The 13,991-nt window shown below is 33.6% G+C and carries 12 protein-coding genes; 8 read left to right on the top strand and 4 right to left on the bottom strand.

The window, feature by feature from the left end:
• Nucleotides 1-101: 101 nt before the first annotated feature.
• From ACVYAD_RS21730 to ACVYAD_RS21695, 8 genes are all read left to right on the top strand, one after another.
• Nucleotides 102-611 (top strand): DUF3231 family protein, encoded by a 510-nt coding sequence (locus ACVYAD_RS21730; RefSeq protein WP_476427918.1) that lies wholly within the window; start codon nucleotides 102-104, stop codon nucleotides 609-611.
• A 29-nt stretch (nucleotides 612-640) separates the two neighbouring features.
• Nucleotides 641-1,498 carry a manganese catalase family protein gene (locus ACVYAD_RS21725; RefSeq protein WP_476427917.1) on the top strand — a complete coding sequence of 286 codons (858 nt, stop codon included), beginning with the start codon at nucleotides 641-643 and terminating at the stop codon, nucleotides 1,496-1,498.
• A 504-nt stretch (nucleotides 1,499-2,002) separates the two neighbouring features.
• On the top strand, nucleotides 2,003-3,022 hold the full coding sequence (locus tag ACVYAD_RS21720; protein ID WP_476427916.1) for an alpha/beta hydrolase: 1,020 nt from the start codon (nucleotides 2,003-2,005) through the stop codon (nucleotides 3,020-3,022).
• A 400-nt stretch (nucleotides 3,023-3,422) separates the two neighbouring features.
• Nucleotides 3,423-4,487: a GerAB/ArcD/ProY family transporter gene (locus ACVYAD_RS21715; RefSeq protein WP_476427915.1), complete on the top strand. Its 1,065-nt coding sequence runs from the start codon at nucleotides 3,423-3,425 to the stop codon at nucleotides 4,485-4,487.
• Nucleotides 4,480-5,883, top strand: coding sequence for a spore germination protein (locus tag ACVYAD_RS21710; protein ID WP_476427914.1), 1,404 nt, complete (start codon nucleotides 4,480-4,482; stop codon nucleotides 5,881-5,883). The genes ACVYAD_RS21715 and ACVYAD_RS21710 overlap by 8 nt, the downstream gene beginning before the upstream one ends.
• 25 nt (nucleotides 5,884-5,908) lie before the next feature.
• A complete protein-coding gene (locus tag ACVYAD_RS21705; protein ID WP_476427913.1) occupies nucleotides 5,909-7,033 on the top strand; it encodes a Ger(x)C family spore germination protein in 1,125 nt (374 codons plus the stop codon).
• 128 nt (nucleotides 7,034-7,161) lie between these two features.
• Nucleotides 7,162-7,293, top strand: a complete 132-nt coding sequence (locus tag ACVYAD_RS21700; RefSeq protein ID WP_476427912.1) for a hypothetical protein — start codon at nucleotides 7,162-7,164, stop codon at nucleotides 7,291-7,293.
• Nucleotides 7,294-7,413: 120 nt separating this feature from the next.
• Nucleotides 7,414-8,568 (top strand): Ger(x)C family spore germination protein, encoded by a 1,155-nt coding sequence (locus tag ACVYAD_RS21695; RefSeq protein WP_476427911.1) that lies wholly within the window; start codon nucleotides 7,414-7,416, stop codon nucleotides 8,566-8,568.
• 58 nt (nucleotides 8,569-8,626) lie between these two features.
• Here ACVYAD_RS21695 and ACVYAD_RS21690 read toward each other — a convergent pair whose 3' ends face one another.
• The 4 genes from ACVYAD_RS21690 to ACVYAD_RS21675 form a co-directional block, all read right to left on the bottom strand.
• Complete coding sequence (locus ACVYAD_RS21690) at nucleotides 8,627-8,851, bottom strand: PepSY domain-containing protein (protein WP_476427910.1); 225 nt, start codon at nucleotides 8,849-8,851, stop codon at nucleotides 8,627-8,629.
• 700 nt (nucleotides 8,852-9,551) lie between these two features.
• Entirely contained in the window at nucleotides 9,552-10,115 is a 564-nt protein-coding gene (locus ACVYAD_RS21685) for a cupin domain-containing protein (protein ID WP_476427909.1), read from the bottom strand.
• Nucleotides 10,116-10,371: 256 nt separating this feature from the next.
• A complete protein-coding gene (locus ACVYAD_RS21680) occupies nucleotides 10,372-12,666 on the bottom strand; it encodes a peptidase G2 autoproteolytic cleavage domain-containing protein (protein ID WP_476427908.1) in 2,295 nt (764 codons plus the stop codon).
• A gap of 589 nt (nucleotides 12,667-13,255) precedes the next feature.
• Entirely contained in the window at nucleotides 13,256-13,417 is a 162-nt protein-coding gene (locus ACVYAD_RS21675) for a hypothetical protein (RefSeq protein ID WP_476427907.1), read from the bottom strand.
• Between the last annotated feature and the right edge of the window lie 574 nt (nucleotides 13,418-13,991).

Here is a 13,991-nt window from a genome sequence, read left to right as displayed (position 1 = left end):
CTTTCTTAAAGTAATAAAAAAATGTAAAAAGTGAATGCTATTTCTTTTTCTACTCATACTATCTTTGCTTTAGCTAAAAAAAAGAAGAGGAAGTGTTAATAATGGGTATTCTTGGTGGAAATCCAAAAGATGAACCATTGCATTATGGTGAAGTATTCAGTGTTTGGTCAAGCTTGATTGTTGATTATGGTATGATTTCTGGCTATCAAACGTTTTATAATCATGCTGGTGACGATGATCTTAAAAAAATTATTGAAGATATCATCGAAACATGTAGGGAAGAAGTAAAGCAATTAGAGAAAATTCTGAAAACAAATGGTATTGCATTACCTCCATCTTCACCTGAAAGACCTTTAGCAAGATTGGAAGATATTCCACCAGGTGCGAAGTTTAATGATCCAGAAATAAGTGCTGCTCTTACAGCAGATGTAGCTGCTGGATTAGTTGCATGTAGCCAAGCAATGGGTACTTCTACTCGTGAAGATATCGCATTAATGTATGGACAGTTCCATACAGCAAAAGCGCTACTCGGTGCCAAACTATTACGTTTGAACAAAAATAAAGGTTGGCTTGTACCACCTCCATTACATGTTAATTATCCTGAAAAATAAAATAAATTCCCCAGAATCGAGGAATATAAATGTATTACTATAAAGAAGAGCTAATTAACATTATTAAACCTGACAAACCAGATCCACAAGCAGCACGTGTTATGCAAGAAATACTAGGTGGTCATTATGGTGAAATGAGAACCATGATGCAATACTTTTTCCAAAGCTCCAACTTCAGAGGGAAAGAAATCCAATATCGTGACTTACTTCGTGGCATTTTCTTAGAAGAAATTGCACACGTAGAACTCGTACAAAACACAATTAATCAATTACTAAATGATTCTGGGGAATCTTCAGCACCTGGTAATAATGGTATGGATCAATCTCCTTTAGATGATGCGGTTAGACATGCAAACCCACACCATTATATTGTTGGAGCACAATCATCTTTACCTGTCGATGCTGCAGGTAATCCTTGGAATGGCTCGTGGGTATATGCACACGGCAACCTCATAGCAGATTTATTAGATAATCTAGTGCTTGAGTCAACTGGTGTACTTCAAAAAACACGGATTTATGAAATGAGTTCTAATCAGACCTTCAGGGAAACACTTGCCTTTCTAATAGTTCGTGACAATGCTCACCAAAATGCATTTGCAAAAGCGTTAGAAACTTTAGGTGTAGACTGGGGAAAACTATTTCCTGTACCGAACTACGATATCAACAAATATCCTGAATGTAGAAAGTTCGTTGAAATGGGTTATCATAATGCACAGTTTAACTTTAGATTAGATCCCACACGTATCGGTGAAATTTTCCAGGGTCAAACTCCAAGTAGAAATGGTGGAGAACTAAATGTGACCCCTCCACCTGAAGGATTCCCTGTACCACTTATGCCAGAGATGCCAAATGAACATAGTCCTGGTCTTAAAGATATGAATAATTAATATAAATTAACATATTTTCAGCTGTAGCGTGCAACGACGTTACAGCTTCTGTATTGTTGTATAGTCACGTTAAATTGCATACACTATCCCTATGAATATCCAATAAGAAATTAAGAATCTAATTGATTTTAGGAATAGTTTCATATATTACTCCGAAATATTTCAGGATCTCTCTAAATAAATAAAAATAATATGCTATATTCATATCTTTTCTTTCATGAAAACCCGAAAATCTCTTTGGCATTTCATTATTGTAATCGTCTTAAGATTGAATGCATATTGTTTTTTACACATTTCTGTTCCACAATCCATAATATTCCCCTCTGCTAATTAAAATCAGATTTTGATATAATATAGTTATATGAGGTTCCGCAATGTATAAAATCACCACATTAAAGATTAAAAAAATCACTCTGGTCTCTCTAAGTGTAGGTTGCATCCACCTTCTTCTTTTTCATTAAAGAGAATCTCATATAAATAAGTAAAGAGGTAAGGTTAATCAATTTGAAAACAAAAAATAAGTTTTATCAGAAAAAACGATGGAAGATCCCTGTCTATATTATTGTCATTCCTATATTGCTTATATTTATAATTGGACAGTTTACACCTATACTTAATACCTTTATTATCAAGCAGCTTTTCGAAGCGGATTCTTTTGCATCCCCTAAAAACATTGAAATAATAAAAAGACAAGTCCGTGTTGAAAAAGATATTATTTACGATAAACATGGAATTGAGAATAGTCTATTAGATATTTATTATCCGAAAAATATTAAGAATGAACTCCCTGTTATCATGTGGATACATGGTGGCGCATTTGTATCGGGTAGTAAAGAACAAACGCAAGAATATGGAATGGCATTAGCTAATGAAGGATATGTAGTAGCAAATATAAACTATGCTATTGCACCTGGACAAAAATATCCTGGACCAATCATACAAACTAACCAGGCTCTTAAATATTTACAGGATAATGTCGCTAAATATGGCGGTGATATGAATCAATTATTTATTGGAGGCGATTCAGCAGGAGCTCAAATTGCCAGTCAAACAATTGCATTAATATCTAATGAGACACTTGCAAAATCAATGGATATTCAACCTTCTGTTGATAAAGAACAATTAAAAGGTGCTCTTTTATTCTGTGGTGTTTATAATATGGACAAAATAGGGACTCAGTCATCTCCAATAATAAAAAAAGGTATCCAATCAGTATTTTGGGCATATACAGGAAAAAAAGATTTCAAGTCCTTCTCCAGACTTGATGAGATGTCTACAGTCAACCATATGACACCTAATTACCCTCCAACCTTTTTGACAGTTGGAGATGCTGATCCACTAGCACCACAATCAACAGAGCTTATTGATGTTCTCAAAAAGAATGGTGTGGAAGTAGAAAGTATTTTATTTGACGGAACAAATACTGACTTAGGCCATGAGTATCAATTTGATTTTACTACTACACATGCTGAACACACACTAGGAAAAACGCTTGCCTTCTTAAAAAAGCATAGTGGGAAATAGCCCAATTATGTACACAATGTTTGGTTATATGCTATAACGTATAATACAACTTAGTATTTCACATGGTATTTCTATCCTCGAAATAAAAGTATGCTTACCTATTTTAGTTATCAATTTAAATCAATAAAACCGATTCCCTATTTCCAAACTATATAGGGAATCGGTTTTTTATATAAAATAACTTATCCTTAGAACTCCTATTTATTAAGTACATCATCTATTGATGACCTGACCTTTCCCTTTTATATCTATCTGAAATCAATATGGAGTGAGTGAAAATTTTATTTAGAGATATAAGGAAGTTTATTTGAGTCAATAATAATTAAATAATAAGACATGTCCGTTTAGATTAGATGGCAACAAACATGGAGAGGATTGTTTGGAGGAGGTTTAAGATAAAATGAACAAAGTTATACAACCAATACATGTATATAGTTTGCTATTTTTATCCGTTAGTTTTTTAACACATTTCATTTTAATTCCAACGATTTTCACGGTAGTTGAACGAGAAGCATGGATAAGTGCCTTGGCTAGTTTAATTCCAATATTTCTTTTTGCATTATTTATTTCTAGAATTACATCTTCATTAAACCAAGTTCCATTCCTTGAGTTAAGTTCATTCCAAATTAGACCACTCTATTTTGTAATAATTACTTCATGTATATTTTATTTAATTTCATCAACTTTCGTCTCCCTCAAATTTACAATTATTTGGGCCGAGGAAAGTTTTAACTCTGATTACCCATATTTTATAACAGTTATTTTATTTATATTAATATGCTATTATTGTTCTCTAAAAGGTATCAAAACCATAGCTATACAGTCATTGATTATTTGTACACTATACATTTTTTTGTTTGTACTCCTCAATTTAGGGAACTCAATGAATAATGAATACGATCTAATATTACCAGTAAATACAAGTAATACTCCGTCCATTTTATGGGGAATATTATACATATGTATCGGTATTTTAGAAGTGGGATTTATTTTAATTCTTTTAAATGGTTATGTAAAAGCGAGGATGAATAAAGGAATAATCGTTTTCTCTATACTATTTGTATTTTTGGTTTTTATTACGATTGTAACTACTATCTCAGAATTCGGCATTTATGTAACACAGAAAATGGTTTTTCCTATAAACGAACAATGGAGGGTTTTGTCATTCGGTAAATACTTTACAAGAATGGATTCTTTATCTGTTCTCCAAATATTATCAATGGCTTTTATTCGCATATGTTTATTTATGTATCTTGTTTCTTCCTTTTTCAAAAACCGAAAATTAATATTATTCATTTTCTATCTATGTTTAACAATAGGATTATTAATCCCTTGGTCTGTTACTGATTTTTTATCATTTATAAAAAACTTTTATCTTCTTTTTATTTTTGTGTTTTTATTCTTATTCATTACAGGTATCTATGTATTAGAAAAAAAGCAAAAGGGAGTTAAAAACTTTGACTGAAGTTAGTAATAATAAGGATTTTTTTTATAAAGAATTTAGTCATCAATCAAATGTATCGATAAGTAGTAAATACTTTATTTTTAACAACGAAAAACACGAAGTAATTTTTATATACTGCCATAGTTTAATTGACAGTGTTCTTTATTTCAATTCTTTATTACCGAATATTAGACTCCTGGCTGAACAAGGAAATTTATATGATGTAGATATAATAAATCGTTATTTAGAGGTAAAGGAGATAAAAGCGTACTCAACAGATGAAATAAATAGCAAAATTTTCACAGGAATTTTATATTTTTATCATGTTCAATCAAATAAATTATATTCAACCAATATAGCTAAACTACCTGAACGATCAATTGAAGAATCAAATATGGAAGTTTCATTAAGAGGACCACGAGATGGTTTTGTTGAAAATATAGATACAAATTTTTCTTTAATAAGAATGAGATTAAAGAGTAAAAATTTATCATGCGAAAATTTCACAATTGGAGATGCGAGTAAAACAAAAGTTTTATTACTCTACATTGATAACTATATTGATCAAAACACCTTGAGAAATGTACAAAACAAACTAAATAAAATAAAAGTAGATAATATTGCAAGTAGTTATCATATTGAAGAATTACTTTATGATAAGTTGAGCCTCTTTCCCCTCCTTGATTATTCAGGAAGACCAGACTTTGTAGTAAATTCTCTCAATAAAGGTCGTTTTGTCATATTGGTAGATGGAAGTCCAAGCTGTTTAATTGGACCAGTAAATTTATTACTTATTTTGAAAGCAGCCGAAGATGATCAAACTAATTTTTTATTTGTGAGTTTTTCACGCATGTTAAGGATTACATCTTTACTAACAAGTATATTTTTACCTGGTTTTTGGATTGCATTAACTGTCCATCAACTTAACCAGATACCATTTCCCTTATTAATATCGATATCTGCATCTAAAATTGGACTGCCCGTCTCTTCTTCGTTCGAAATTCTTATAATGCTCATTTTTTTTGACCTCTTTCGAGAAGCTGGAATACGTTTACCTAAAGCTGTAGGTCAAACCGTTGCAGTCTTGGGGGGGTTAATAGTTGGTGATGCTGCCATAAGGGCAGGATTTACATCGCCATCGACGTTAGTGATTGGAGCACTTACAGTTATATCTAGCTATACATTAATTAATCAAAATATACTAGGGAACGTATTTTTAATAAGAGTCGCTACGTTAATAATTGCCTCCTTTTTTGGAATGTATGGCTTTGTTTTAAGCGTCTTATTTTTCTTAACATATATCTCTTCATTAGAAAGTTTCGGACATCCTTACCTTTCTACATTAAATAAAGTTAATATACCCAATCTTATTAAAGGTTTTTTTAAAATGCCCTTTAGAATCAAAATAAAAGACTGACTGCTTTTTAGAAGGGAGATTATAAATGTCCCATTACTATACTTCCACATTTAAAATAATATTAATTTTTCCTTTATTATTTGTTCTAGGCGGTTGTTTAGGTACCAAGGAAATACAAAGTGAAGTTTATATTACCGCGCTTGGTATAGATTTTTCTAATGATAAGTATCATTTATATTTTCAAGCTTTCGGATTTACAAATGTTGCGGGCTCAGATCCTGGCATTGCGTCTGAGCCTGCTCCAATTGTTGTTGGTCATGGAGAAGGTGAAACAATTCAGGGAGCAATTGATGATATTGAAAAGAATTCTGTGAACCCTTTGTATTATGGACATATACAAACTTTCTTTATTTCCAAAAATGTATTGGATGGTCATTTGGATGAGTTTTTTGATTTTTTTAGTAGGGATTATTATTTACGTTACAATACTTTAGCTTATGGATTTGAAGATGATATTAAAGAAATAATGAATGTACATGGTCTTTTTTATAAACCACCTATATTAACTTTTCCTTATGATCCAAACGAACAATTATTCTTTAATTCATTCATCTCAACCAGTACTGTACAAGACATGATTAAAAGATATTATGAACCAGTTGGATCAATTATGGTTCCTTCCATAAAAATTAGTGAAGATTATTGGATGGAGGATAATAAATCTAAGAATATATTAAAAATAAGTGGTGCCTATTTTCTTTCACAACAAAATTTAAATGGGTGGATAAACGAAGAAGAACTATCAGGGCTCGATTGGTTTAATAAGGATTTTAACAAAATGAAGTTATCAATAAAGGATAAGTCTGTTTCTATGTTTATTGAAAATATAGATTATCATATAAAAATTGAGGATAATACAATTCCTAAATATATTATAAATTTAGAAATAAAAGCTTCAATTAGAGAAAATCCAAAAAATATTGGAAAAGAAACAATTGAAAATGATATTAAAAATATTATTTTATCACAGTTTCAAAGTACATTTAATAAAGGGTTGGAAATAAACTCCGATATCTTCAATTTTTCAGAAAAGGCTTATCGTTTTAAATCACAGTCATGGACTATAGATGAATTAAATTCCATTACGGATAATTCTATTCAGAAATTTAATATAAATGTTTTCATAAAGGATGAAGGAGCTAAAAAATAATAAAGTGTGATTCTAATAAGATTTTAACAAATAATAAAAACCTAAATACCAATTACTAATTGTGTATCTGAATTAAATATTATACAATTTAAGTTCATGAAGTACCAAGTAGAAGATGAGGAAATGTAATGATCAAATTAGAAGAAACAACAAATGAATTACTTCAGGCAGGCTATACAATTGAGGAAATTAAAGAAGCTTTTGATGAAGCGTTTAATAAAGCTATACAATCAAAGACTAATGATGAAACAGATAACTAATATTAGTTGTCTGTTTTTTTATGGTACTTTCAGAATTTCCCTTATAACCATCCCTATTTTTGTCTATGCTAAAAGTAGCTACTTTTAAATTAAAAATACCAAAAAAGCAGGGATTTAAAATTGAAGAGAAAATTTATTTTAATCATAAGTTTAACCGTATTATTGCTCTCTGGATGCTGGGATGTTTCTGAACCGCAGAGAATGTACTATGTTCATGGAGTGGGAGTAGATTTTAAAGATGATCAGTATGAAGTTTTTTTGCAATTAATTAATTTTTCTGATGTTGCAAAATCCGAATCGATGAATACGCAAGGAACAAAGGCGGAAATTGGACGCGCTAAAGGGAAAAACTTGGAAGAAGCAATTTATAAATTATATAGATCCATTGATCAAGAAGTATTTTGGGGACATATGGCTTATCTAATTCTTACAGAAGACGCTATGAAAAGTGAACATGCTATTGCTGTAATCGATAGTTTTTTGCGTTTTAGAGAAACAAGATATCAAATGTATATACATTGTACACAAGAACCGCTAGAAGAAATTCTTTTAATATCTCCAGTATTAAATAAATCACTACCTAATGCGAAACTTACTAGTCCATTAAACACCAGATCATTGGAAGCATATATTGAACCCGTTACTTTTCGGAATCTAATTCTTGACTTAAATGAACCAAGTCATGAAGTTGCGTTACCCCTAATATCTATAAACAGGGCATGGGAACCCTCAGAAAAAGAAACCACAAATGAAACTTACTTACAGGGTATCGGCATACTTTCAAAAGATGGATTTAAAGGAACGATAAAAGGTGATAAAGCTAGAGGCGCTCAATGGTTGCAAAAAGAAACAACCCGGGGGGATTTAACCTTTAAATTAGACAATAGTGAGGAATATTTAACAGTAGATTTAAATAAACGTGGTCTTGATGTAAAAACAATTGTAAATGGTAATAAAGTGCAATTTAAAATAGATATCCAAGTTGATGCTACACTCAATGGTTTTAAAGGTAAAGTAACATCAGATGAAATAAGAAAAGGAATTATCAAGGAACTGACAAAAGAAATTAATACAACATATGAAGCAGGACTAAATTTAGACGTTGATATCTTCAGGTTATCCGAATACCTTTATCGAGACAATGTTAAAGCATGGAAGCGATTAGAGAAGGATGGAAAAGTACCTTTAAATAAAGAATCGATTAGTAAAATAAATGTAACTGTTAACAAAATAAACCCAGGTAGAAAAACATTTCAAGAAACGATTAAAGAATAAGCGCAAAAATGCCAGGTACTCACCTTTAAATGAGCGCCTGGTCATTTGTTTATATAGATTAATCAAAATCATTTTCTTCTTCTATTTTACGAATTACCCCTGTTTTTGCATTTACTTCTACCTCATATATCTTATTTTGAGAAGTTAAAATGAAAATTTCATATACTAAAGTACCGTTTTCCATATCCATACCATAATGTATGATTTGACCTGGTACTCTTTGTACAGCAATCTGCATTGCATGTTGGGGAGAAATCCTCTGATTATAAGATGGCATTACCATAAATACATCCTCCTCGTTCTACATACTTGCTCCTATATTATGCAAGAATGAAGATATAGGTTATTATTTCTATTTACTACGTCTTTGCTGAATGAAATACAATCCAATTTAACAGTCTGTGGTCATTATGCAATTCTGAGCCCCCTTTAGATGAGAAGCTAAATTAATACCCTCCCTTTCTGCCTGCCCGATTTATTTACTTCCAATAATTTATAAAATTAAGTGCAACAGTTGCTCATTAGATGCCTCGTTTGCAGTTTTCCAACCAAGACATTTTCTTGGTCCCTATAACAGAAGACTGAATTTCAGGATAACCAACACTATTAGCCTTCGTTTGTTTAATTACATTCCTTCACAATCTCTTCTAATTTCACCGAAATGGAAAAACCCTGGAAATTTAAAAGTCTTATATCTGTATCCATTACCTTTTACAGTATTTCTACATATTTTTGCTTTGTTGTAGAAATTTAGATTCCCCTGTCAGTTCCCATTCTTCCACTATCTCATATGCCTTTTCTGGAGAATATCCTTTTCCTACTAGAACCCCCTTCAGAATAAATTCCTGAAGAATGTGTGTTGGATTTATTCCTCTTTGAACATACTTTAATTCTTCATTTACCAAGAATTCCGTGTACCGCAACCATTCATCTGGAGTCTTGCCAAAAATAACGGAATTTCTATTGTTGTTATTTTCACCCTTTTATTCAGCCGTTGCTGCAGCTTTAGTAGGGTGAACTGTTCCAAACGGATGGTTAGGCGGGGCATAGATAGAATAAAGTTTTAGTGGAAAACTTCCTGTATTTGTTAAGTTATGCCATGTTCCGGCAGGGATAAAAATGACAATATCATCATGGACATTTCTTTTAAAGGTTAAATTATCTTTACTTTTGCCCATTTGAGTTACCCCTTGCCCTTGCTCTATACGTAAGAATTGATCGACATTAGGATGCATTTCTAGTCCAATATCTTCTCCGGGATTTAGACTCATTAATGTTAGCTGTAAATGCTTTCCTGTCCATAATGCTGTACGATACGTATTGTTTTGCTTTGACGCCTCGTTAATATTAATGACAAATGGGTTAGCTCCATAATCTTTTAACAGTATTTCATTATTACCATTGGAAGCATGATAAGGATTTAATTGATTTGCAGGAATTGCCCCATAAGGGTATGTCCAGTAATTCGGGTATTCCATATAATTATGCATTAATGCATTTCCATAATAAGGGGTTTGATATGGATACCCGTTGGATTGATAATACATTTATTTCATTCCCTTCACAGATTCATCGTATTATCATATGCAATCGTTTTAGAAACGTGTTTCATTGAAAATTAGTTTTATGTTTATTCGCATAAAATAAAAATTTTTTTCAAAGCAGCAATGATTACTGTTTAAAGAAAAATTTACCAATTAATCTATTAGCTCTATTTCTCCACAATCTGGTCCTTTCCATGAATAAAGACGCTTTCCTAATTTCAGAAAAGCGCCCTATTGTGGAATATAATAGCTATGTTTCTCATTTAACTAATACTAATATTTGATTAGGCCCTGTACGCTCTAGCACACGATAGCCTTGAGTTGCATTTGTTCCAATTCCCTCGTCGTTAGGTTTGCAATAGCCATTTATTTCACAGGTACCATCATCTCTAAGTAACAGTTTTCCTAATAATCCAACAGCCACCCATTCAGGTCTTTGGGTACGAGGGATATAATCTTTTTTAGCATCCCATTTTGGGTTCAGTATTGGTTCAGTCTTTGTAAATCCAGGCTGAATAACCTTGCCTTCTGTATCTTTTATTTCTGGTACTTCAACATCGAGGTATTGAACTCTCCCCCATTCATCTGTTACAAAAAGATTTTTCCATCTAAGTTCACAACTGTCCGCAAGAACCGCAGGAGTAGCACTTGTAACTCCTAAAATATAATCATCACTTGAAATAGCTTTACGAATTTTTTTACCATCTAAAGTTACAAAATAACCTACATCAATTAAACTTCCATCAATCGTCTCAAACATTTCAGCATAATCAGCTGCAGAAGGCATAAATATAGTGCCATCTAAAAATAGATTTCCTGTAGATCCTTGAATGACAGCAGAATTCAATGTTGGGCCAACTGCAAGACCATTCGCCAAATGCCATGAGAATGGGAATCTAGTAACTCCATTTTGTCCCATAATATGTGCCCCTGTATGAACTGCAGCTGTATTAACCCCTTCTGCATGACCAAAATCACTTAAGACATCCGTCATTGATCCTTCAGTATGGGAAGCAAATCCACCTGCATTGGTACTTGAACCCTCTGCATGTGATGCAAGTCCTGCAGCAATTGTCACTTGCCCTTCTGCATGGGAAGCTAGCCCACTTGCAGTTGTGAGTGTCCCTTCAGCATGAGCAAAACCTCCACTCGCGTTAGTACCAAATCCTTCTGCATGGGAGGCTACTCCCGAAGATATGGAATTTTGCCCTTCTGCATGCGCTGCTCGGTTACGTGCTTCTGTTCCTTCTCCCTCCGCATGAGAATTAGGAGCGAGAATGGAAGTGATAGTTCCCATTCCTTCAGTATGAGAGTTATCTCCTATAGCTTGGGTACCAGCTCCTTCTGCATGCGCAAGATTTCCTTGCGCTCGAGTCACTTGAACAATAGTACCTGCGGAATCTCTTATAGGTCCCCCTTCTGCATGAGACGATACTCCGCTTGCTATTGTAGAATCTCCTTCTGCATGGGATTGAGGCTGAATAGCAGATGTTCCAAAACCTTCAGTATGTGAGTTCCTCCCTAACGCTACTGTTCCTTCACCTTCTGCGTGTGCATTTGTTCCTCTTGACGGATCGAATTCATCCCCAGTTCTTGTTTGGAACCCCTCTGCATGTGAATTTACCCCAAATGCTCTTGTTCGATCTCCTTCTGCATGGGATTGAAGGCCATTAGCAAGTGTTCTAAATCCCTCTGTATGACTATTTGCTCCATTTGCTATTGTTAATTCACCTTCTGCATGGGAGGCTGGACCAGATGCTGTCGTTTGAAATCCTTCTGCATGAGCATCAGCACTTATAGCTTGAGATTGAAATCCTTCTGCATGAGATTGAGGACCGCTAGCTAAAGTACCATGTCCTTCTGCATGAGAAAAATCCCCACTAGCAACAGATCCTGGTGATGATGCAATATCTGATGTTCCCCCTTCTGCATGGGAGCCAAATCCAGATGCAATTGTCCCTACCCCTTCTGCATGAGACGCTCTTCCACTTGCTGTTGTCACTTCTCCTTGTGCATGGGAAGTGTTACCACTAGCAGTTGTACCTAATCCCTGAGCATGGGAAACATTACCACTTGCCGTAGTTCGAGAACCCTCTGCATGAGCATTCGTACCTCTTGATGAATCAGATTCAACTCCAGTAGTTGTTTGAAAACCTTCTGCATGAGAATTTACTCCAAATGACCTTGTTTCTCTTCCCTCAGCATGAGACGCTCTTCCAATTGCTGTAGTCCTAAATCCTTCTGCATGAGATCCTCTTCCACTAGCAGCTGTTCCTTCTCCTTCCGCATGAGAGATAAATCCATTAGCAATCGTATTCAACCCTTCTGCATGAGATACAAACCCACTCGCAGTAGTATTTGATCCTTCTGCATGAGAGCCCCTACCATTAGCGGTTGTTGTTTCTCCTTCCGCATGTGATGCTAATCCACCTGCTGTAGTGTTTACTCCTTCTGCATGGGAAGACCTTCCACTAGCAGTTGTACCACTTCCTTCTTCTACCGAGCATCCGTTAGTAGGATTCGTATTAATACAGCCATCACAACATTCTGCCATAAATTAATTCTCCTTTTTTTAGATTAATAAAAACTAAAAAATGCAAATAAATCCTTAATAGGAGGACTTAAATTTATGTTATGTTCCAACAACACATTGATATAGTTAAATTCATTAACTAATAGCCAGATATTTCTGGTTGATCATTTTTTTTGGGTTTTATTATAGCAGTGGCCAGGGTAGAACGTAACTACTCGTGGGGCCATTGTTTTCCTCCTCCAAGAATCGCTGAAGGATCAGCGTTGATTCTTATTTATAGGTCAATTAACTATATAAACTTAGTTATCGAATCGCTTAACATTCTCACAAAATCACTCCAATTATCATAAAATTTTAGCCGTTTCCTACCGTTGAGATGGTTCTTTTTTCATCTTTTCCACATAATTTTATAGATTTATAATCTGTTACATACATTAGATTCGGGATAGCAACCTGTAGTATGGCATCACCCCAAGTTGTTATTACATAAAGCTATCCCATCTTTACATAAATAATTTCCTCAAAGTGTGCAGTAATTGAAACAATCCATATTTTCAAATATCTCCTAATTATGTTATCCTTTTATAAGTTATTGACCTATTAGGAGTTGTTATGCATTGAAAGCACATTCTACAGTCGTATTTATTTTTGGCATCATTTTGCTTATAAGCGGATTGGGGAGATTATCTAGTTTCTTCGAATACGATTCATTTATTTCAAATAAATCTGTTGCACTAATATACATTTCTACGGGACTTTCTGTAATGTTCATTTCATACTTTTTAAAACCCCGAAAAGATGACTAATTTTACTGAACACTATCTTTCCTATGGACAGTTCATTTTGTGCAACATGCAAACTACACATATCATATCTAGAAGAGTATAAGAGAGGCATATTGTTTTTCACTCCTCGAAGGTTCGCAGAAGGACCAGCAGTAAGCTTTTTTATTTTATAGGTTAATTAACTATACAAACTTAGTTATCGAATCATATAAATTTTAGTGTTAAGCAAATACGCTTACACACTCACGATACTTTCACTCCATATTTACTATTTAGCCATTTCTTTTAAAGGAAATGGCTTCACATATGACGAGGTGTTTTTAAATGCTAGTACATGCACTTATTTCGAGATAGGAGCCTGTTGCACTGCATCGCCCCAAGCTGTTATTGCACTTCGCTATTTCACCAATCCATAATTTATCCTCCATACACATTTTATCGATTGACGACTCGGCGCCTTTTTATTGTATAGGAAACATCTATTTTCAAAAATTATTATCGAGTGTATCGCACGCACTTAATAGGTTGTGGCGTTGATTGACCGTAACATCCTCCCCTCGG

It is taken from the genome of Lysinibacillus sp. G1-3, from assembly GCF_056322905.1.
Note: the sequence above shows the minus strand (reverse complement) of the source record. Positions and strands in the feature narration are given on the sequence as shown.